This window comes from Paenibacillus sp. RC73, assembly GCF_044908085.1.
GTDB classification, from domain to species: domain Bacteria; phylum Bacillota; class Bacilli; order Paenibacillales; family Paenibacillaceae; genus Paenibacillus; species Paenibacillus terrae_A.
On the sequence record NZ_JBIYCV010000010.1, the window covers coordinates 106,936 to 129,911 of the forward strand.

A 22,976-nucleotide genomic window follows, 5' to 3' on the forward strand; every position below is an offset into this window, starting at 1 on the left:
AATGATGAATATTCTGGAAATAACCGGACTGCATTTGAAGTCCGAGCAAGGCTTGATTGTACGTGATCTTCATATATCCATTAGTGCGGGACAGTGCCATGCGCTGATTGGTGAAAGCGGTAGTGGAAAAAGTATGACCTCGCTGTCGATTGGCGATCTGCTTCCTGCAACGGTTTGGGTAGAATCCGGTAAGATCGAATTGTGCGGGCGCTCGTTACTCACCCTGTCCAAGAAAGAAAGAGAACGCCTTCGCGGGCAGGAAATCGCTTATGTTTTTCAGGACTATGCCAGCGTGTTTACGCCGTTTATCACCATAGGCAAACAAATGGACGAAACGCTAAAAGCACATCATGTGTTAGAACGCAAAAGCCGAAAAGAGCGCATCAAGCAAGTCCTCGAACACGTTCGATTAACGAAAGAAATATACAACCGTTATCCATTTCAGCTCAGCGGTGGGCAGCTACAAAGAATATCGCTTGCGGTAGCCATCATGCTGGAATCCAAACTGCTGATTATGGACGAGCCTACGACAGCATTGGATCAAACGAATGCCAACGAAATTTTACGGATCATTTCAGAGCTAAAAGAACGCACCCAATGCTGCATTTTGTTCATCTCGCATGACCTGAGAAACGTCAAGCGCTACGCCGATCAAGTCACTGTGATGCGTGAAGGCCAGCTTATGGAAACGGGGAACACATTGCCATTGTTGAACAACCCGAAACAGCCCTACACCCGAAGGCTGATTGAAGCTATTCCATCCTTGCGCCCATCAATGAAATCCGTGCATGAGTCCATATAGAGAGGGCGGTAACATCTTTATGAACCAGATACTTGAACCTGAACTTTTAGTCGTGCAGGACCTTCATAAATCTTACCGCAAAAAGGGACAAGTGCTTGGCGGGGTATCGTTGACGATTCGAGCGGGTGAATGTGTGGGGCTGATCGGAGAAAGCGGCAGTGGAAAAAGCACCTTGGCACGCTGTATTATGCTTATGCAAGCTATAGATCGAGGAACAATCCGGTTTCAGGGAACACCCGTTCAAGCAGGCAACAGGCAGTCGTTAAAACGTTATAAAGGACAGATGCAGGCCGTATTTCAAAATCCCTCTGCGGCGCTAAATCCAAGGTTTCGTTTACTGGAATCCGTCATGGAGCCACTGGATCAACTGGAACGAAAGGTTCCATCTTTTTTGAAAGACTGTGGTTCAGACAGAAGAGAAATAGCAGTGAAATTGCTGGAATTTGTGGGCTTATCACCTGGATTGCTGGATAGATATCCTCATGAAATCAGCGGTGGACAAAAGCAACGGCTTTGCATGGCAAGAGCTATCAGCGTGGAGCCTGCACTCATTATTATGGATGAACCAACATCCAGCCTGGATACCTTAATTCAGTCAGAAATGCTAAACTTGCTCAAGGAGTTGCAGGGGAGGCTGGGATTTTCGTATCTGTTTATTTCCCACGACCTACCTGTGGTGCAATATATGTGTGACCGGGTGCTAGTCATGCACGAAGGCCGTTTGGTGGACGAGTTTGTAAAGGAGGAACTGTTTGCTCCCGACAGACATCTGTACACCCGCCAATTAGTTGCAGAATATGATTGAGAGGTTTGACCAGCTTACATTGCTGGTCTTTTTGTATTCTATAATTTAACTTGAAAATTCACACGGAAAACGGAGCAGGCGGAATGGTGCTGTACAAGCAACAGCGATGGGAAGCACCATCCGCATACGTAGTGGCACGAACGTAATTTTCAACTCCCTCCCCATATATCTAATTTTGAACTGATTTTTCTCCTAATTCGTTGGGTATCCGCTTTCAAGCTAGCAAAGTATGATAATAGTAACTATATACAAGGAGGAGCTTGCTATGGAATCATCAACTGAAACCGCTTCCAATGCTGGTGCTACGATTCCTGAGTCTAACCGGGGCAGACTGCGCAAGGTACGCGGGCCGAAGCGCGGGCGTGGAGAAAAAGGCTTGTGGGACAGTGTAAAGCAACAAAAGTACCTTTATTTTATGTCCATTCCTTTCGTCATATGGGTGTTTGTTTTCAGTTATCTTCCGCTGTGGGGCTGGACGATGGCGTTTCAAAATTATAAGCCGGCCAAATCTTTTTCGGACCAGAAATGGGTAGGGCTGAATAACTTTATTGAGCTATTTCAGGATGAACGATTTTATCTTGTATTACGCAATACGCTGGCGATGAGCCTGATGGGTATTGTATTTGGTTTTGTTGTACCGATCTTTTTTGCCATTCTGCTAAATGAGCTACGGGGGATGCTGTTCAAACGATTTGTGCAGACGATATCCTACCTCCCGCATTTTGTATCCTGGGTGGTTGTCGCCGGATTGGTTACGAAAATGCTGTCCATTGACGGAGGAATTGTTAATGATTTATTGATAGCGCTTCATATTGTGGATGAGCCGATTCAGTTCATGGCGAAGGGGAGCTGGTTCTGGTACATTGTAACCGCTTCCGATATATGGAAAGAGACAGGCTGGAATACGATTATTTATTTAGCCGCCATTACCGGAATTGACCAGGAGCAGTATGAAGCCTCGCGTGTGGACGGGGCGAGCCGCTGGAGACAGATGTGGCATATTACGCTGCCAGGTATCCGTTCGACGATTGCTGTTCTGTTCATTATGGCGATTGGACATTTGGTGAGCAACGGTTTTGAGAAGCAGTTCTTGCTTGGCAATAGTCTCGTGACGGATTATTCCGAGGTGCTGGATCTGTATGCGCTGAATTACGGGATTAATTTGGGCCGCTTCTCTTACGGGACGGCAATTGGTATTTTCAACTCACTGGTCAGCATTCTGCTGTTGTTTACGGCGAACGGTATATTCAAAAAACTGACCAAAGAAAGCATCATGTAGGGAGGGAGAAGCAAAATGACGAATAAGGCATTTAATGCTACTCGGTCTGAAAAGCTGTTTGACCTGTTCAACTATATCCTCATGGCTCTAATCGTGGTGTTGACGCTGTACCCGTTTCTGAACGTACTTGCGATTTCCCTGAACAATTCAACGGACACGGTTCGCGGCGGTATTTATATATGGCCCCGCCAATTTACGCTTGAAAATTACAAAACAATTTTCCAGTACGATGGCCTTCTTCAGGGTCTGCAAATATCTATTCTTCGTACATTGGTCGGGACGGTACTCGGATTGATATGCGCGTCTATGCTTGCTTTTACATTGAGTCGGGTCGAGTTTCGCGCTCGTAAGTTTATTTCTACGTTTTTGGCGTTGACGATGTATTTTTCCGGCGGGATGGTGCCCGTGTTTATTTTGATGCGGGATCTGCATCTGCTGGGTTCATTTTGGGTGTACATTTTTCCAGGCTTAATTAGCGCATTTAACGTGTTTGTCATTCGTTCCTTTATGGATGGTTTGCCGTATGCGCTACAGGAGTCTGCCAAGCTGGATGGTGCGAATGATTTTACAATTTATTGGAAAATCATTTTGCCGCTGTGCAAACCAGTATTGGCAACGATTGCTCTTTTTTTGGCAGTAGGTCAGTGGAATGCTTGGTTTGATACGTATTTGTATAATGGTGGGGCGCCACAATGGACGACGCTGCAGTATGAGCTGATGAAGATACTGCAAAGTACGCAGCAAGGCGGCTCCAGTATGGCGAATAGTAACGATATGGCTAAGCAAATGGCTCAAATTTCACCAGAGTCGATTAAAATGGCAATTACAATTACGGTTACACTTCCCATTCTGATGGTATATCCGTTCCTGCAAAAGTATTTTGTAGGCGGGATGACGCTGGGAGCGGTGAAATCATAAAAGCCAGAATCCTGAGTGTAAAGCAACAGTTATTTGCAGGCTAAGTCATCATATGAATATAGGAGGATTTATACATGAAAAAACACTGGTCTAGATTTGCACTGATTCCCTTGCTCGCGGTGTCACTTACCACACTCGCAGGTTGTGGGGGAAGCGATAAAGCAGCAAAGGAAGGTACATCCAGCGGCACAGACCCGATTACGTTTAGCTTCTTCGGAGCAGATACAAGCCCGCAATGGAATGGAATGAAGGATGAAATAGGCAAGGAAATCACCAAGAAAACAGGTGTAACCTTGAATGCGGAATTTGATGTCAGCGGCGGAGGTGGAGATGACCGAATTGCTTTGATGGCAGCAAGTGGAGAATACCCGGACTTGGTTTCTCCTAAAGCGAATATCAGCAAGCTCGTGGATGCGGGGGCCATGATTGATCTGACAGATCTGATTAATGATCACGCACCCAATCTCAAAAAGCTATACGGACCCTATATGGATCGTTTGAAATACAGTAATAAAGATCAATCCATCTATGTCCTTCCTACGTATGCAGGTGTGGGACAGGAGAGTTTTGACGCGACGGGGGGATTTGAAATTCAGCATAAGGTGCTCAAGGAGTTAGGTTATCCAAAGGTAAGAACGCTACAGGATTATGAAAACGTACTCAAAACCTATGTAGCCAAGCATCCGACGATCAATGGCAAAAAAACGATCCCTCTCACGCTGGATGCAGACGACTGGAGAATTATGATTACCGTAACGAATCCTGCCTTCCAGACGACTGGAGCGCCGGATGATGGTGAATATTTTATTGATCCCAAAACATTTGAAGCCCAACTTCATTATAAACGTCCAGAAGAAAAGGAATATTTCCGTTGGTTGAACCACATGTACAATGAAGGGTTGCTGGATAAAGATTCGTTTGTGCAAAAAAGTGATCAATACAAATCCAAAATTGCCAGCGGTCGTGTCCTCGGTCTGATCGACCAGGAGTGGGGTTACCAGGATGCTGAAAATGCGTTAAAAGCGTCAGGCAAGGCCGATTCCAGTTACGCCCATTTTCCAGTTACACTTTCCGAGGAATACAAGGATCGTTCTTTTCAGGATACGGGTTTCACGTCCGGTTATGGTGTAGGTATTACGGAAAATTGCAAGGACCCGGTGCGGGCTATTAAATTCCTTGATTATTTAGCATCCGATGAAGGACAGGTGCTAGTGAACTGGGGCATCGAAGGCAAGCATTATGAGACCAAAGACGGCAAACGCGTCATCCCGGCTGATGTATTGGAGCAAAAAACGAATAATGCAACCAACTTCAATAAATCCACTGGAATAGAATTGTACACGTTACTCAGCGGACACTATGGCGACGGAGTGAAGGACCCTACGGGTAACTACTACACTGCCAAATTCCCGGAGCAAATTATCGCGGCTTATTCGGAGCCGGAGAAAGAATCACTTAAAGCGTATGGCGTAAAAACGTGGAAAGAACTGTTCCCGGACAAGAAAAAATTTGATGTAAAGCCTTGGGGCGCAGCCTATAACCTGACGACAGACAATGAATCCAACTATAACGTCACCTTCAAAAAAACGACAGATATTATCCGCAAACGTATACCGGAAGCTATTTTAGCTCCGGCTTCCAATTTTGATACGATATACGACAACATGATTAAAGAGCTGGATGCCGCCGGAGCGGTACAAATGGAGCAACAATATACTCAATTGGTGAAGGACAGAGTGGAATTGTGGAGCGGCAAGGCTTCTAAATAGCGAGCTGACTTAACGAGGCGCAACAAAATGATGGGTTGTCGGAATGACGGAGCGCTTGTCCTTGTGGTTCATACGGGATTGGCGCTCTGTTTGATCTCAATGGGGGAGGGTTCGATGTGAGACAACGCGAAAAGCATAAATCCCTGCGTTTATGGTATCGCCAGCCTGCTAAGGTGTGGGAGGAAGCATTGCCTGTCGGCAATGGGAGGCTGGGCGCGATAGTTTTTGGCGGGATCGGGGAGGAGCGTTTGCAATTAAACGAGGATACGCTCTGGTCCGGATTTCCCAGGGATGGCGTTCAGTATAATGCATTGAGATATTTGAAGCCCGTCAGGGAACTGATTGCGGACGGAAAATACAAGGATGCTGAGCATCTGATCAATACGAATATGCTGGGGCGGGATACGGAGGCTTATCAGCCTTTGGGAGATTTGTGGATTACACAGCAGGAACTTGGGGAAATTGTGGAGTATGAACGCGAATTGGATTTGACCACCGGAACGGCTGCGGTCATTTTTCATAACGGGGGTATCCGTTATACTCGTGAAGTCATCGCCAGTGCACCAGATGGAATTATTATGGTATCGCTGACTGCGGATAGGCCTGGAAAGATCAATGCAATCGTGCGTATAACTACACCGCATCCTTGTGAAACCGAGGCTGGCGAGGATGCACATTTTGGTGATTCATCCCCGTGGGATAGTCACAAGGAAGATGGCCCATCTAATGAATCAACGAGGGACGTAATTACGTTAACCGGACGAGCGCCCAGCCATGTGGAGTCAAATTATCGCGGGGATCATCCGCAGTCGGTTGTTTACGAGGATGAATTGGGGATGGCCTTTGCGGTTCAGGCGCGGGTTATCCCCGAGGGGGGGACGCTGACAGAGGATGCTGACGGAGTGCTGAGTGTATCGGGTGCGGATAAACTCACGGTGTATTTAGCCGCAGCTACCGGATTCCGGAGATTTGATACTAAACCGGACAGTGATGCAGCGGAACCGACAGGCGTATGCCAAGTTACTTTGGATAAAGCAGTCTCGCTTGGATACGAGCAGGTGAAGCGACGGCATGAGCAAGATCATCGGGGACTATTTGGCCGCGTTGAGTTAGAGCTTGGGAATGATATCGGGACGGATCGAATGACAAAAAGACAAATTCCGACTGACTTGCGATTGGAGCAGTACCGCGAAGGTCAGACGGACCCGGATTTGGAGGTGCTGTTGTTTCAGTATGGACGCTACTTACTGATAGCAAGTTCGCGTTCAGGCAGTCAGCCCGCCAATCTTCAGGGTATCTGGAATGACCGGGTGCAGCCGCCGTGGAACAGCAATTATACAACTAACATTAATACCCAGATGAACTATTGGCCGGCGGAAATATGCAATCTTGCTGAGTGCCATGAACCCTTGCTGCACATGATTGGAGAAGTCAGCCGTACGGGACGCAGAGTTGCTTCGATCCATTATGGTGCGCAAGGCTGGTCGGCCCATCACAATGTAGATGTGTGGAGGTATGCCGGACCGTCAGGCGGCCATGCCAGTTGGGCCTTTTGGCCGCTCGGGGGTGTCTGGCTAACCGCCCATTTATGGGAACGTTATCTGTTTACTCAGGATATGGCTTATTTGGCTGAGCAAGCTTATCCGCTGATGAAGGGAGCAGCCGCCTTTTGTATGGATTGGCTCGTGGAAGGCCCGGATGGCTGGCTAGTGACCTCTCCGTCTACATCACCTGAAAACAAATTTAAAACTCCGGACGGAGAGGATTGCAGTATATCCATGGGCTCCACGATGGATATGACGTTAATTCGGGAGTTGCTGAGCAATTGCATTCAGGCTGCGGAGCTGCTGGAATTAGACGATGAGTTCCGCAACCGCTGTGAAGAAACGCTGCAACGCCTGCTGCCTTATCAGATCGGTCGTCACGGTCAGTTACAGGAATGGTTTGCCGATTTTGAGGAAGCGGAGCCGGGACATCGACATGTTTCGCATCTGTATGGATTGTACCCTGGCCGACAAATTCATGTTCGCGATACCCCGGAGCTGGCGGAGGCGGCCCGCATATCTCTGCGCCGACGGCTCGATCATGGCGGAGGTCATACCGGCTGGAGCTGCGCCTGGTTGATTAACCTGTACGCGCGGTTGGAGGATGGCGAAGCAGCGCATCGGTATGTTCGCACGTTGCTGTCGCGCTCGACCTACCCCAATTTATTCGACGCTCATCCGCCTTTTCAGATCGACGGCAACTTCGGAGCGACGGCGGGTATCGCGGAAATGCTGCTACAAAGCCGTCCGGGTGAGCTGACCTTGCTGCCTGCCCTGCCTTCTGCATGGCCTGAGGGGCGGGTCAGCGGATTGCGGGGGCATGGCGGGATGACGGTTGGCATGGAATGGTCCGGTTCCCGGCTCGTCCGCGCGGAACTTACCGCATCCGCCCCGACGGGACGCTGCACGATTCGCAGTGCTCATCCGTTTAGCGCAGATGCTCGGCAGGCTCAGCCTGATCCGAAGCATGGAGGATTCATTTTGTCATGGAATTTTACCAAAGAGCAGGAAATAACGGACAGACAAACGATTATTATTGATGGAGAGGAAGAGCAAATATGACCATTTTTCAATTTCCGCAGGACTTTATGTGGGGGACGGCAACAGCAGCCTATCAAATCGAGGGGGCCTATGAGGAGGAGGGAAGAGGTTTGTCCATCTGGGATACCTTTGCCCATACGCCTGGCAAGGTGTTCAACGGAGATAACGGGAATGTAGCCTGTGACAGCTATCATCGCTACGAAGAGGATATCCGGCTGATGAAGGAGCTGGGTATTCGTACATATCGTTTTTCGGTATCTTGGCCGCGTATATTCCCCAATGGTGACGGTGAAGTTAATCAAGAAGGATTGGACTATTATCATCGCGTAGTAGATATGCTGAACGAAAATGGAATTGAGCCGTTTTGTACGCTGTATCACTGGGATCTGCCGCAGGTACTTCAAGATGCAGGAGGATGGGAGAACCGTCGCACGATTCAGGCATTTGTCCAGTATGCGGAGACGATGTTCCGTGAGTTTCATGGAAAAATACACCATTGGCTGACGTTTAATGAGCCGTGGTGCATCGCTTTTTTATCCAATATGCTGGGAGTTCATGCCCCTGGTCTGACAAATCTCCAGACAGCCATCAACGTTGGGCATCATCTGCTGGTTGCGCATGGTCTATCTGTACGTCGTTTCCGCGAGTTGGGCACCAGCGGTCAGATCGGCATAGCGCCGAATGTCTCATGGGCTGTGCCCTATAGCACTTCCGAGGAAGACAAAGCGGCGTGTGCGCGTACGGTTTCCCTGCATAGTGACTGGTTTCTCCAGCCCATCTATCAGGGTTCGTATCCTCAGTTTCTGGTAGATTGGTTTGCTAAGCAAGGAGCTACCGTACCTATTCAGGAAGGAGATATGGACATTATTAGCGAACCTATTGATCTGATCGGTATAAACTACTACGCTATGTCCGTCAATCGTTTTAATCCCGAAGCTGGATTCCTTCAATCCGAAGAGATTAATATGGGGCTGCCTGTGACAGATATCGGCTGGCCGGTGGAATCGCGCGGGTTGTATGAGGTACTGCATTATTTGCAAAAGTACGGCAACATCGACATTTACATTACAGAGAACGGGGCTTGTATCAACGATGAGATTGTGAATGGCAAGGTTCAGGATGACCGCCGTATTTCCTATATGCAGCAGCATTTAGTGCAGGTACATCGGGCGATTCATGACGGCCTTCATGTGAAAGGCTATATGGCATGGTCGCTTATGGACAATTTTGAATGGGCTGAAGGATATAATATGAGATTCGGCATGATTCATGTCGATTTCCGCACTCTGGCCCGCACCCCCAAGGAAAGCTACTATTGGTATCGAAATGTGGTAAGTAACAACTGGCTGGAGACCAGACGTTAAAAGAAAATGTACTTTGATACTAAAGCGGACATTGGCCTGTCTTCGCTCCCTTTTGTTTGAACAACGAGTTCTCTGGGGTAATAATATCCAAGTTGAATTGCAGGTTGCTAAAAGTATGGTGAAGCGATTAAGAATATAATCACAGGGATTGTGCATACTGACAAAAATACCCGAAGAGGGCGCTTCATCAATTTTAGACCAGAGGGAGTGGAGGATATGGCTTCGAATTTTAGAAAATCAGGATCGAACGAAAAGCAAATGAGCCGCTCAGTGTCTGTCATCGCCTGGCTCGCTTGGATTGTAGGCGTTATTCTTATTTTGTTCAATTTAGGTAATCTAAGTGATCGTAATATATATTTAATGGTGGGTATTGGATGTGTCGTTGGCGGATTTTTTATTTATATGATCGGAAAAGGGCTGGTCATTGCCCGCAAGAAGGAAGATCAGGAGAAGGGACGCAGTTAATACAACTGAAAAAACATCTATAGAAAAACAACAACGTGGGTCTTCGTACAGTGTGGAACAATAAACTGTCTGGAGCCCCGTTTTTGCTTCCTGACATCGCAAGAACAAACTTCAGCTACAAGCAGTCTGTCTTCCTTGGAATGCTTCGATATAGTTTTGGCTTATGTCACCTTTTTAGTAATAGTAGATTTTGAATTTGCAAGAGAAATTTTATTTTTAGAGAGGTTTTTCACAAAAAACGGACAAATAATCGACAATTCTGTTAACAATAAAAAAAGTCCCCTCTTTTCTGATATCTTATATAGGGGCAACATTACAGGAGTTCGTAAGTTTTGAGTAATTTATTATTAAAGGAGAGGGGAACAACATGAACAAAAAACCAAAAGCGATTATTGCGTTGGTTTTGACCGTGCTCACGGTAGCATTGCTCATTTGGACGTGTTTTTATGCTGGCGGAAAATACGTTGTTTTCGATCCGAAAGGACCTATTGGGCAAGCACAAAAAGAGCTGATCATTCTTTCAACGTCTATGGCTGCACTTCTAATTGTACCGGTCATGTTTTTGACTTTTTTCATCATTTGGCGTTATCGCGACGCGCCGGATAACAAGGCGAAGTACCAACCCCACTGGGACGACAGTAAAAAACTGGAGACCGTATGGTGGAGTATTCCGATTGTTGTCATCTTGATTCTTGCGGTTATCACTGCGAGATATACCTACTTGCTGGAGCCTTCCAAGCCAATGGCAAGCACACAAAAGCCAGTAACCATCCAAGTAACTGCACTGGACTGGAAATGGCTCTTTATGTATCCGGAGGAAGGTATTGCTACAGTCAATGAAATTCACATTCCTAAAGGCGTTCCGGTCCGTTTCGAGCTGACTGCTGATGCGCCGATGAACTCGTTCTGGATTCCGCAATTGGGCGGCCAGATCTACACCATGTCAGGCATGGCCATGAAGCTGCATTTGCAGGCTGATCAAGAAGGAACTTACTTTGGTTCGGGCGCAAACTTCAGCGGTGAGCATTTTGGACAAATGCGCTTTGATGTAGAGGTTCAGTCGGATGAAGAGTATAAAAACTGGGTCGCTAACATTAAAAAGCAGTCCAAACCGCTGACAAAGGACGGCTATTTGGCGCTTGCAAAACCAGGTTTGTCCCAGCCTGATGAGTATTCTTCGATTCCAGACGGTTTGTTCCAGGATATTGTGACCAAGTATGTAGTGGAAGGAGCTCCTAATCCTCATGGCGGACATGGCGGAGCATCCACAGAAGGTTCTTCCAAGTCTGGCAGCACTGAAGATACAGGCACCATGAGTAATATGAATATGAGCGGACACAATTAAATGATTATAGGGAAGGAGGCCCCCAATGCTTGACAAAATAAAAGAGTTTGCATCCACTTTCTTCGTTACTGGAGACCCAATGATTTATGGAGCGGATGTTTCTATCGCTCTCGCGATGATCGGGATCGTGTTTGTGCTCACTTATTTCAAAAAATGGGGCTGGCTTTGGAAAAACTGGTTGACTACCGTTGACCATAAAAAAGTCGGTATTATGTATATCCTTGCAGCCATCTTGATGCTGTTCCGCGGAGGCGTGGACGCACTGTTGATGCGTTTACAGCTTGCTACACCGGATGTTACACTTTTGCATCCTGAGCATTACAATCAGATCTTTACAACGCATGGCACGATCATGATCTTGTTTATGGCGATGCCATTGATGTTTGGTTTGTTTAACATCGCGGTACCACTTCAAATTGGTGCGCGTGACGTTGCGTTTCCTTTCCTGAACGCGCTGAGCTTCTGGCTGTTCTTTATGGGAGCGATGCTATTCAACCTGTCCTTCGTTATTGGCGGTTCGCCGGACGCAGGTTGGTTGAGTTATCCACCGCTTTCGGAGCTGCAATTTAGTCCCGGCGTCGGTCAGAACTTTTATATCTGGGGTATACAGATTTCTGGTATAGGTTCATTGGCTACGGGGATTAACTTTATTGTTACCATTATTAAAATGCGCGCACCTGGTATGACCTGGATGAAAATGCCTGTCTTTACGTGGTCCGTATTTTCATCATGTGTTATCATCATTTTCGCGTTTCCGATTTTGACGGTTACTTTAGCTTTGCTATTCCTTGACCGCTTCGGAGGAGGACATTTCTTTACACTTGATTTCGGCGGTAACCCAATGATGTATATCAACCTGATCTGGATGTGGGGTCACCCTGAGGTTTATATCGTGGTTATACCTGCCTTCGGTATTTATTCCGAGGTCATCAGCGTATTCTCCAAAAAGAAATTGTTTGGCTACAAATCCATGGTTTACGCCATGTTCATGATTGCTATCCTGTCCTTCTTCACCTGGGCGCATCACTTCTTCACGATGGGATCAGGCGCAGATGTTAATGCATTCTTTGCCATTTCGACGATGGTTATTGCAATACCGACAGGGGTTAAAGTGTTTAACTGGCTGTTCACGATGTATCGGGGTAAGATCACATTTAAGACACCTATGATGTGGGCAATCGCCTTTATTCCGAATTTCCTGATTGCAGGTTTGACGGGCGTCATGTTGTCTGTAGCGCCTGCGGACTTCCAGTTCCATAACAGTTACTTCCTGGTCGCTCACTTTCACTCCGCTCTGATTGGCGGTGTAGTGTTCGGCTATCTGGCAGGTCTGTACTACTGGTGGCCTAAAATGTTCGGCTTCACTCTGCCTGAAACGCCGGGTAAATGGGCTTTCTGGTTCTGGAATATCGGCTTCTATGTGTGTTTCATTCCACAATATTCCCTCGGTCTGATGGGTATGACACGTCGTCTGAGCACTTACGGCTGGGATACTGGCTGGCAGCCGCTTAACCTTGTATCAACCGTTGGAGCATTCCTGATGGGGATTGGTTTCTTGTTCCAGGTTCTTCAAATTCTTCTGGGTATCAAAAATTTCCGCAAGCTGAAGGATACAACTGGCGACCCTTGGGGTGGTCATACGTTGGAATGGTCGATCCCTTCACCTGCACCGGAATACAATTTTGCTACCATCCCACAAGTAGAAGAACGTGATGACTGGTGGGCAGAGAAAGACAAACGAGCAAAAGGAATTTTCAGAAAGCAACCGCCAATTGAAGCGATTCATATGCCGAAAAACTCGGCGATTCCATTCATTATGTCGGTATTCTTTTTCATCGCAGGTTTCGGTTTTGTATTCGGGTGGTCGATCTTCTATATTCCGGGTCTGATCGGCGTTGCGATTTGTATGATTTGTCGTTCTTTCTTCTCGTATGATGGCGACTACTACATCCCTGCGGATGAGGTAAAACGCACGGAAGCGGCAATAAGGGGGTCTGTATAATGGCACAAGCAGCAGCACATCACAGCCATGATCATGACCACGGGCATCACGATCCACAAGAATTGAAGATGCTTGGTTTCTGGATCTTTCTTGTAACGGACGTAATCCTGTTCAGTACCTTGTTCGCAACCTTCGTCGTCCTTCGGAACAGCACAGCTGGAGGACCTGGGGGCGCAGAGCTGTTTAACATGACGGGCGTTATCATTGAAACGTTCCTCTTGCTCACAAGCAGCTTCACAAGCGGTCTGGCTGTGTTGGCCATGAACAAAGGAAGCATGAAGGGATTAATCAACTGGTTAATCGTGACGGCGATCCTGGGTCTTGGTTTTATCGGTTTTGAGGTTTACGAGTTTGTTGAATTGGTACACGAAGGAGCCAATTTTGGAACGAGCGCGTTCCTGTCGGCATTCTTCACATTGGTCGGTACGCACGGACTTCACGTTTCGTTAGGTCTGGTGTGGATGATCGGCCTTATGTTTCAGTTGAAAAAACGCGGGCTTACTCCAGAGACGAAGGGCAAAGTTTCGGCATTGAGCTTGTATTGGCACTTTTTGGACGCTGTCTGGATCTTCTTGCTGACAGTCGTCTATTTGATGGGGGTGATGTAGATGGCACAGCATCAATCAGGAGCGGGTTCGCATGGCCATGATGAGTCTCACGGTTCAGTGAAATCCTATGTAATCGGATTTATTCTGTCCATCGTACTGACCATCATTCCTCTCGGTGTGGTCATGAATCATATGTTGAGTCGCACTTCAACTATGGTTGTTATTTTGGCCGCAGCAGTGCTGCAATTTCTGGTGCAGTTATTCTTCTTCATGCATATCCGTGAAAGTAATGGACCACGCTGGAATGTCATGACTTTGATTTTCGGTGTAGTCATCCTGTTGACCATTGTTGGCGGTTCTGTCTGGATTATGGAATACAACATGGTAGCACAATAATAAGTACAAACTAATTAGGTAAGAGGAAGCAGCTTAGAGCCGCTTCCTCTTTTTTTGTGAGTATCGTGTTGGAAATATAAACTGTGGCTACTTGAACTCAAGTTTATCTATGTGTAAAATGGAATTGTATAACAGTAGGGTGAAAACGATAACACTAGTTGAGAGCGGAGGATGAAAATAATGAATACAGATATACTATTTAAACCTTTTAAGGCAGGTAATTTATCTCTTCCCAATCGGATCGTTATGGCTCCAATGACACGGAATTTTTCTCCTCAAGGTATCCCAGGCCCTGAGGTGGCCGCGTATTATCGTCGCCGTGCGGAAAATGCAGTCGGATTGATTATTACGGAGGGAACTGCTATTAATCATCCCGCAGCCGTGGAGCATACGAGCATTCCTAATTTTTATGGTGAGGGATTGAAGGGATGGGCGAAGGTAGTCGAGGAGGTTCATGCGGCGGGTGGCAAGATTATACCGCAGCTCTGGCATGTGGGTGCGGCCCGGAAAATAGGCGCGGCTAACCAGCCGAATCCCGAGGCATTACCCGTCGGTCCGTCCGGTATCACTCCTGCTGGTGAAAAGGTAGTTGAGCCGTTGAAGGAGGCCGAGATTGCTGATATTATCGCAGCCTATGCCCAAGCAGCAGCGGATGCCCAGCAGGTGGGATTCGACGGCATTGAGCTTCATGGTGCACACGGCTATTTAATTGACCAGTTTTTCTGGGACAAAACCAACAAGCGTACAGATCAATACGGAGGCAATTTGGCCCAGCGCACTCGGTTTGCGGTGGAGGTCATTGAGGCTTGTCGTCGTGCAGTGGGTCCGGATTTTCCAATTGTACTGCGGTTCTCCCAGTGGAAGATGTACCATTATGGAGAGAAATTGGCACAGACACCAGAGGAGCTTGAACAGTTTCTGTCTCCATTGGTGAAGGCCGGGGTGGATGTATTCCACTGCTCAAGCCGCCGTTTTTGGGAACCGGAATTTGAAGGGTCTGATCTAAATTTAGCTGCTTGGACCAAAAAGCTAACAGGCAAGCCGGTTATTACTGTAGGCTCCATTGGTTTGGAGAAGGCTTTTTTGAGTGAACTGGAAAAAAATAATAACAGCCAGACCGATAATTCGAGTAGCGTACAGGCAAGATTAGAACAACTTGTTGGACAAGTAGAGCGAGAGGAAGCTGATCTGGTTGCGGTTGGACGGGCTTTGCTGGTTGACCCGGCGTTTGCGGTTAAGTTACGTGATAAACGGATAGAGGAACTCGTGCCTTACAGTGATGAAGCATTAAAAACGTTGAATTAAGCTTTATTTAGCGCAACGTTATATAGGGCGGAGTGCGGATAGCCAGGCATCGAGACTTGAAAATTCTCTGTTACGGGACAAGCTGTAATATAAGCTATTCGTAAATTCTACGAATTTGCTATAATAGGAGCATCAAGTCGAAATACACGGGGTGAAAAGGATGAATTCTGAAACGGAAGCTTTGGATTGCGAGCCGGCTTGTCACGGTTCAGACAAAGAAATCGAACACATAAAATCTTCTCTTGTTGAGGATTCCATCGCATACAAAATGTCGGAGCTGTTCAAAGCCTTGGGTGATCCGACACGGATCAAGCTAATCTACGCTTTGGCCCAGAAGGAGCTGTGTGTACATGATTTGACCCAGGTGTTGAATATGGGGCAGTCTGCGGTATCTCACCAGCTTCGTTATTTGCGCAATCTGCGCATTGTCAAACGGCGCAAGGAAGGCAAAACGGTGTTTTATTCGCTGGATGATAATCATGTGGAGCAGATATTTTTGCAAACCCACCAGCACATTTCACATCAATAATTTTGGGATAGAAAAAAAGCAGGGCGCCAAGCGATTGGCGCTCTTTTGGTGTTTGTCCGATGAAATAGATTTATTTGGCGGAAAGGGGCTATTATCATTGACTTTTACTCATGATACTGAATATAATGAGTTTAATAAATAATATATGAACAGTTGCTCATATATAGTTAATTGGAGGCCAATGATTATGGATGCTCTGAAAAGAACGGAACGGCACGAATGGATTTTGGAAGGCTTGGACTGTGCCAACTGTGCTCTAAAGATTGAAAATGGAGTCAGTAAAATAGAAGGTGTGCTTGATTGCTCGGTCAATTTTGTAACGAAAACATTGACGATGACAGCAAGCTCGGATCAAAAAGAGGAGATTTTTCGTCAAACGGAACGGAAGGTTCACAGACTGGAGCCTCACGTCCGAATGATCGTAAAAAGCGCCCGGGGACGCTCTGGTGAGAACAGTCGCAGTGTGGCGGGTGCAGCACAGGCAGGCAGCGCAGGGGAGCGCACCCATAGTCATGAGCATAGTCATGAGCATAGTGAAGGACATACGCATGAGAACGGCCAACAACATGGAGTTCACAGCCACACAGGTCATACTCATAGTCATGAAGCACATGCTGAGGAAGTTCATGCCCATGATGGCCACCACCATGGCGAACATGCACATGATCATGGTGATTCCACACATGCTCATTCACATTCGCATGGAGATGACAGCCATGCCGGGCATACACATGACCACGGTACAGACGGTATACGCCGCATGATTACACGCTTGGCTATTGGTGCAGTCGTTGCGGCTGTTGCCTGGTGGTTGCCTGTAGAGGGCCTAGGCAAGCTGGCACTGTTTTTACTGGCATATATCATTGTTGGTGGAGATGTAGTCATGCAGGCTGTGCGCAGTCTGGTGCGAGGAATGGCTTTTGACGAATATTTCCTGATGACGCTGGCTACTGTTGGTGCATTTGCAATTGGGCAATATCCGGAAGGCGTAGCCGTCATGTTCTTTTATCAAATCGGTGAGCTATTCCAGGGCATTGCGGTTAATCGTTCGCGCAAATCTATCAGCGACCTGATGGATATTCGACCGGACTATGCCAACCTGAAGACGGCTGATTCCGTAAATCGGGTGTCACCCGAGGATGTGCGTGTAGGTGGTCTGATAGTAATCAAGCCGGGCGAGAAGATTCCGCTGGATGGTAAAGTTGTAGACGGAAAATCGCATGTGGATACCTCGGCGCTGACGGGTGAATCCGTGCCTCGTACCGTAGAGCCGGGAAGCAGTGTGATGAGAGGATTTATCAATACGAACGGACTTTTAACTGTAGAGGTTAGCAAGGAATTCAGCGAATCAGCAGTCGCCAAAATTTTGGAGCTAGTGCAAAATGCGAGCGCCAAAAAAGCGCCGACCGAAAAGTTTATCACCAAGTTTTCCAGATACTATACTCCTGTTGTGGTTATCGTTGCGCTGCTGCTGGCAGTCGTTCCACCGCTCGTCGTACCGGGAGCGCAGTTTGCAGATTGGGTATATCGTGCACTTGTTTTCCTCGTCATTTCTTGCCCATGTGCGCTGGTCGTATCCATTCCGTTGGGCTTCTTTGGCGGCATCGGGGCAGCCTCCCGTTCAGGTGTGCTGATTAAAGGCGGGAACTATCTTGAAGCACTGAACCATGTGAAATATGCTGTTTTTGATAAAACAGGTACACTCACCAAAGGGGTTTTCCGTGTAACAGGCATTTATCCTGCCGGAGAATTTACGAAGGAAAGCCTGCTGGAAACGGCTGCTTTGGCGGAGCTGCATTCCACGCATCCTATTGCGGCATCCCTGCGTGATTCCTATGGCAAGGAGCTTCAAGCCGAGCGGGTACAGCAATATAGCGAGATTTCCGGTCATGGGATTCAAGCGCAGATAGATGGTCGTCTGGTGTTGGCCGGGAATGCGAAGCTGATGGAGCGGGAGCAAGTTGCTTTTGACGATGCACAACGTGCAGGAACGATGGATGAAGGAACGGTCGTTCATGTGGCTGTAGACGGAACGTATGCCGGATGCATCCTGATTTCGGATGAAGTCAAGGAGGACGCGGCACGAACGATTGCTTCACTGAAAAAGCTGGGTATAGTGAAAACGATCATGCTGACAGGTGACAACCGGACGGTTGCAGAGGCCGTTGGACGACAGTTGGGTCTGGATGAAGTACGTGCAGAGCTGTTACCCCAGAATAAAGCCGAAGCGATTGAACAACTGTCTGCAAGTAAAAAAGCGGGCGACAAGATTTTGTTCGTGGGCGACGGGATTAATGATACCCCTGTGCTCGCACTGGCGGATGTAGGTGTAGCGATGGGCGGTTTGGGTTCAGATGCCGCGATTGAGGCGGCGGATATCGTGATCATGAACGACGAACCTTCAAGATTGGTTACAGCGATTCATATCGCCAAGCGTACACGCCGCATCGTATGGCAGAATATTATATTTGCACTAGGCGTCAAAGCCGTGTTTCTCACTTTGGGTGCGTTCGGTATTGCTACCATGTGGGAGGCTGTATTCTCCGACGTGGGCGTAACACTTCTTGCCGTACTGAATGTTATGCGTGTACTGAAAGTACGTTCTTTTGAATAAAAAAATCAATGCCCTCGGGTTATCATCGGATGTATTCATCCTTTGAAATCCGGGTTTTTTTTCGTTTCATGCTGCAGTTTAATCTATGCTTTCCTGTCGTTCTACAGATATGTATAAATGTGGGGTGCGCCTAATACGTTAAGGTAGGGACCTTACAGGTAAGGCTCATTTGAATTCCACTTGACGTCTAATAGGTAAACGTTTTCTTTTATGGTGGGATACTCAAATTCGTGTGTGCCAACTTGCTGACGGGAGAAAGGATGGATTTGTAGCATGGAGGCTAAACTGATGCATGTATTCGCAGAACTATTGAGTGAAAAAAACAGTCGGGATTGCGATGACCCCGAGTCAGGGAGTAAGGTCGCTGCTGCACAGAGACTGGCTATCGAGTCGGTGCTGGCAGGGTGCAGTGAAGTATCTGCCTCACAGGAGGAAGACCCGCTGGGCTGGCTGGTCGGATTAGCCGAACAGGGCAGGATCAGTCAAGAGGAGGCGTTGCTGGCTGCGGACTCCGAGCTAATAGAGGAAATGCTGCTGAATAACGGCAACGATGACAGGGAAGCGATGACCACACTGCTGGAGTGGGGCGATGAATACAGGCGTACATTCATACGTATCTATGCTGATGATCCTGCCCATGTGAATTATACAAGCAAGGAGTCAGCGATAGGGCTAAGTATGGGCAGCCTTGATGGCTATAGTCTTCTGCACGGCCCCTTGTCGCAGTCGTCCAGCCGTGTGGCTGAATTATGCCGTGCCTATCTGGACGCGGCAGAGTCCGGGCATACGATTCATGGTCCTGACGGGGAGCCTGACCCCCTCCTTATTCCAGGCTCCCGTGCATCAGACACGTACAAAGCCTTTAATCAGGCATCTGGCTTGCCCGGATTGTGTGAGCATCTGTCCCGGCGAATTATCGGGCTGCTGGAAACAGAGTATGAAGGCTTGTTCGAGTCTCTGAACGGATTACCACTCACAATCGCCCTGATCGAACAAAACAATGCGGTGGGCATCGGAAGCTTGCAAGATATGCAGTTGGAGGCGTTGCTGCGTGCGGCGTTGCGAAGTGTGCAGCGGGGGGGAGAACCGCAGTTGGAGATTGTGGTGCGCAATCCGGCTGGCGTGAACCAATTCCAGGCAACCCGGGACTGGATAGACGGCGTTGCGGAGCAGACCTTATGCGGCCGCCTGCGGTGCATTCCATATCGGGTAGGCGTGCTTTTGACGGTCGATGCCCCCTCGAAGCTCAACGTCAGCCAAACATGGAACAGGCAGGCCAAACCGTCTCATGAGTCTGCCAGCGCCAATCTCATGCCGGAAGTGAAAGCGCAACAGATCAAGCAGGCGGTTCAAGCCGCAGATATGGCGCGTTTTGCCGATGCGGTGATTTTGGAAATCGCACCGATTCCATCATATAATGGCGAGGCCGTGCATCGGTTGAATCAACCCGTTGCTGGTAGTTTTGAGAACACCAGTGAAACGATAAAATGCATGACGCACGCTATTCGGGGTGTGAAATCCGAGCTGCCCGTATGGGTGGCGTTAGATGTTATTCACGATTCGCTGGATGAAGCTGCCATCTGGGGAAGCGGGCTAACGGGCGTGATTTGCCCGGAAAAAGCAGCTTCCGTTGCACGTCTTGCGGCTGCACGCTTCGGACTGCTGCAACAAGCAGAGCAGCAACAAGGCTCTGTTGCTCTACAAAGCCCCGCCCAGCGGTTTCCGCTGTAGCCCAATCCCGAAGGTAACACGCAATTCGTATGACAGCATGCTTTTAAAATATATAGGATATCTGCGCTGTTTGCGCAGGTATCTTTTTTATTTGGGCGAATGTTGGTTTACAACTGGAGAAGAAAAGGGTTATAATAAAGCGAAAGTTTCTCTAAACCAAAATAATTGCATAAATGCAAAAATGATTATCATTCTCATTGCCAAACATGCTGTTTCGGGCTTCCCGAAGCAGCATGTGCTATTTTAAGGCACTTAACAATGGATATCATTCTCAATGAGATGCAGTAACAAAGAACAAAAAAGGAAAGGAATGTGACATGATGCAAGCAGTTCAACAACTTCAAAAGACATTGTCTCCCTCTGATCGGATACTTTCAAAAAACAGCGGCAGCGGACGGCCAGGCCCGAATCGCAAACCACAATTCCAGCTCAAAAGCATGCTGAAAAACAAGGAGATGCAGGCTGCTCTGGGCAGTGGAACACTTATGCTGATGGCATGGGGCGTCTCGCATTGGTCGCAATGGCTGGCGGTCATCCTGTATGTGGTTTCCTACGCCCTAGGTGGCTGGTCTAAAGCTAGAGAAGGCATTGAGACGCTGGTCCGTGAACGTGAACTGGATGTCAACCTGCTCATGATCGCAGCGTCATTGGGGGCTGCGGCTATTGGCTATTGGAATGAAGGAGCAATGCTGATCTTCATTTTTGCACTCAGCGGTGCACTGGAGAGCTATACCACCGAGCGCAGCAGCAAGGATATTTCCGAGCTGATGGCGTTGAAGCCGGAAACGGCTTTGCGTCTGTCCCGCGAGGGGACAGAAACGGTCGGTATTGAGCAACTGCTGCCGGGTGATCTGCTGCTGGTGAAGCCGGGCGAGCTGATTCCGGCGGATGGCCGGATTTCCAAGGGGGTTTCGGCGGTGAATCAGGCATCTATTACCGGGGAATCCATTCCGGTGAACAAAGCGGCGGGTGACGAGGTATATGCGGGCACCATTAACGGGGAAGGCGTGCTGTACGTGGAGGTTAGTCAATCCTCCGAAGGCACTCTATTTTCAAAAATCATCCGTATGGTGGAGGAAGCGCAGACAGAGGTCCCCGATTCCCAACGGTTTATCAAAAGGTTCGAGTCGATTTACGCCCGAATTGTTGTTGCGGTTACGCTGATTGTTATTGCAGGTGCGCCAATGGTATTGGGATGGACGTGGGCAGCGGCATTTTACAAGGCAATGGTATTTCTCGTTGTGGCCTCACCATGCGCACTCGTGTCGTCCATTATGCCAGTCATGCTGTCGGCTATTTCCAACCGTGCCCGTCGGGGCATCCTGTTCAAAGGTGGTGCGCATGTGGAAAATATGGCGCTGACATCTGTCGTCGCCTTTGACAAAACAGGTACGCTGACCATCGGTTCGCCTGTTGTAACAGACTGGATTACCGCCACAGGCTACGATGTTAATGAACTGTTACGCATTGTCGCGGCAATAGAAAGCTACTCCATGCATCCGTTGGCACGAGCGATTGTAGCCAAAGCCGAAGCTGAATTGGGGCAGCGAGAGCTTCCCGCAGTGGAGCAAGTACAGTCTCTAACCGGATGGGGAATGGAAGGCATGGTAGACGGGGTGAGGTGGAAAATCGGGCGCACGGATGCGCTGGATGACGCTGGCCCGCTGGCAGAGCCGGAATGGGTAGAAACACGTGCCCGGCTGGAAGCCGAGGGTAAAACCGTATCCATTATCCTCGCGGATGACAGGATAGTTGGGATGCTGGCACTGCGCGACGAGCTGCGGCCACAGGCGCAGGAGGCGGTGAGACGCCTGCAAGCGCAGGGAATTCAGGTCGTTATGCTGACCGGAGATCGCCCGGAAACCGCCGCCGTGATCGCGGCGCAGGCCGGAGTCGATGCGGTATACGCTGGTCTGATGCCGGAGGACAAAGTCAATCATATTCGCATGCTTCGGGAGCAGTACGGGCATGTCGTCATGGTCGGCGACGGTGTGAACGATGCTCCGGCACTGGCTGCCGCAACGGTCGGACTGGGCATGGGTATGCATGGTAGTGGAGCCGCACTGGAGGTCGCGGATGTGGTGCTGATGAACGATGGCATCGAAGAGATTGCCCCGACGGTAGCACTGGCACGCAAGGCACAACGGGTGGTCAAGCAGAATATGATCTTCGCCGTAAGTGTCATTTTACTGCTCATCATTAGCAACTTTGTGCAAGATATAGCTTTGCCATTTGGCGTTATCGGGCATGAGGGCAGCACGTTGCTTGTCATTTTGAACGGCTTGCGCTTGCTGCGGTCATAAAGCAAATAAGATCATGATCCTAAGATGATAAACGAGAAGGAGCATTCACATCCCTTAAAGGACAGGGGATGAATGCTCCTTTTTTGCGTGCCAGCCTATCGTGAAAGGAAAATAAAGTATTAGACTGAAAATTATCAAGACCTTGGTTGAAAAAAACTTATTAAAATAAAAGGATCTACATATTATGCATAACTAATATGTAGATCCTTTTATTTT

At 48.3% G+C, this 22,976-nt stretch carries 17 protein-coding genes; all 17 read left to right on the forward strand.

Translation table 11 applies throughout. The features are described 5' to 3' along the window. Nucleotide 1 precedes the first annotated feature (1 nt). The 17 genes from ABH897_RS21730 (at nucleotide 2) to ABH897_RS21810 (ending at nucleotide 22,760) form a co-directional block, all read left to right on the forward strand. Entirely contained in the window at nucleotides 2-802 is an 801-nt protein-coding gene (locus ABH897_RS21730) for an ABC transporter ATP-binding protein (RefSeq protein ID WP_404520769.1), read from the forward strand. Nucleotides 803-821: 19 nt separating this feature from the next. Next, on the forward strand, nucleotides 822-1,607 hold the full coding sequence (locus ABH897_RS21735) for an ABC transporter ATP-binding protein (RefSeq protein ID WP_404581217.1): 786 nt from the start codon (nucleotides 822-824) through the stop codon (nucleotides 1,605-1,607). Between the two features lie 265 nt (nucleotides 1,608-1,872). Continuing rightward, nucleotides 1,873-2,886 carry an ABC transporter permease gene (locus ABH897_RS21740; RefSeq protein ID WP_283653338.1) on the forward strand — a complete coding sequence of 338 codons (1,014 nt, stop codon included), beginning with the start codon at nucleotides 1,873-1,875 and terminating at the stop codon, nucleotides 2,884-2,886. Nucleotides 2,887-2,901: 15 nt separating this feature from the next. Next, entirely contained in the window at nucleotides 2,902-3,804 is a 903-nt protein-coding gene (locus ABH897_RS21745; RefSeq protein ID WP_404581218.1) for a carbohydrate ABC transporter permease, read from the forward strand. 74 nt (nucleotides 3,805-3,878) lie between these two features. Then, nucleotides 3,879-5,573, forward strand: coding sequence for an ABC transporter substrate-binding protein (locus ABH897_RS21750; protein ID WP_404581219.1), 1,695 nt, complete (start codon nucleotides 3,879-3,881; stop codon nucleotides 5,571-5,573). 116 nt (nucleotides 5,574-5,689) lie between these two features. Continuing rightward, complete coding sequence (locus ABH897_RS21755) at nucleotides 5,690-8,179, forward strand: glycoside hydrolase family 95 protein (protein ID WP_404581220.1); 2,490 nt, start codon at nucleotides 5,690-5,692, stop codon at nucleotides 8,177-8,179. Then, nucleotides 8,176-9,522 (forward strand): GH1 family beta-glucosidase, encoded by a 1,347-nt coding sequence (locus ABH897_RS21760; protein WP_283653335.1) that lies wholly within the window; start codon nucleotides 8,176-8,178, stop codon nucleotides 9,520-9,522. Before ABH897_RS21755 ends, ABH897_RS21760 begins: the two co-directional genes overlap by 4 nt. 216 nt (nucleotides 9,523-9,738) lie before the next feature. Further along, nucleotides 9,739-9,987 (forward strand): hypothetical protein, encoded by a 249-nt coding sequence (locus tag ABH897_RS21765; protein WP_283653334.1) that lies wholly within the window; start codon nucleotides 9,739-9,741, stop codon nucleotides 9,985-9,987. Nucleotides 9,988-10,354: 367 nt separating this feature from the next. After that, on the forward strand, nucleotides 10,355-11,332 hold the full coding sequence (gene cyoA / locus ABH897_RS21770) for a ubiquinol oxidase subunit II (protein WP_283653333.1): 978 nt from the start codon (nucleotides 10,355-10,357) through the stop codon (nucleotides 11,330-11,332). A gap of 25 nt (nucleotides 11,333-11,357) precedes the next feature. Further along, entirely contained in the window at nucleotides 11,358-13,334 is a 1,977-nt protein-coding gene (locus tag ABH897_RS21775) for a cbb3-type cytochrome c oxidase subunit I (RefSeq protein WP_283653332.1), read from the forward strand. Next, nucleotides 13,334-13,942 (forward strand): cytochrome o ubiquinol oxidase subunit III, encoded by a 609-nt coding sequence (gene cyoC / locus ABH897_RS21780; protein WP_137060315.1) that lies wholly within the window; start codon nucleotides 13,334-13,336, stop codon nucleotides 13,940-13,942. The genes ABH897_RS21775 and cyoC overlap by 1 nt, the downstream gene beginning before the upstream one ends. Continuing rightward, a complete protein-coding gene (gene cyoD / locus ABH897_RS21785) occupies nucleotides 13,943-14,278 on the forward strand; it encodes a cytochrome o ubiquinol oxidase subunit IV (RefSeq protein WP_283653331.1) in 336 nt (111 codons plus the stop codon). 180 nt (nucleotides 14,279-14,458) lie between these two features. Further along, complete coding sequence (locus ABH897_RS21790) at nucleotides 14,459-15,583, forward strand: NADH:flavin oxidoreductase (RefSeq protein ID WP_283653330.1); 1,125 nt, start codon at nucleotides 14,459-14,461, stop codon at nucleotides 15,581-15,583. A gap of 160 nt (nucleotides 15,584-15,743) precedes the next feature. Further along, on the forward strand, nucleotides 15,744-16,112 hold the full coding sequence (locus ABH897_RS21795) for an ArsR/SmtB family transcription factor (protein WP_014278144.1): 369 nt from the start codon (nucleotides 15,744-15,746) through the stop codon (nucleotides 16,110-16,112). Nucleotides 16,113-16,299: 187 nt separating this feature from the next. Then, nucleotides 16,300-18,726, forward strand: a complete 2,427-nt coding sequence (locus ABH897_RS21800) for a heavy metal translocating P-type ATPase (RefSeq protein ID WP_404592695.1) — start codon at nucleotides 16,300-16,302, stop codon at nucleotides 18,724-18,726. A gap of 273 nt (nucleotides 18,727-18,999) precedes the next feature. Then, nucleotides 19,000-20,457: a PEP-utilizing protein gene (locus tag ABH897_RS21805; protein ID WP_283653328.1), complete on the forward strand. Its 1,458-nt coding sequence runs from the start codon at nucleotides 19,000-19,002 to the stop codon at nucleotides 20,455-20,457. A 320-nt stretch (nucleotides 20,458-20,777) separates the two neighbouring features. Beyond that, nucleotides 20,778-22,760 carry a heavy metal translocating P-type ATPase gene (locus tag ABH897_RS21810; RefSeq protein WP_404581233.1) on the forward strand — a complete coding sequence of 661 codons (1,983 nt, stop codon included), beginning with the start codon at nucleotides 20,778-20,780 and terminating at the stop codon, nucleotides 22,758-22,760. The last annotated feature ends 216 nt before the right edge of the window (nucleotides 22,761-22,976 follow it).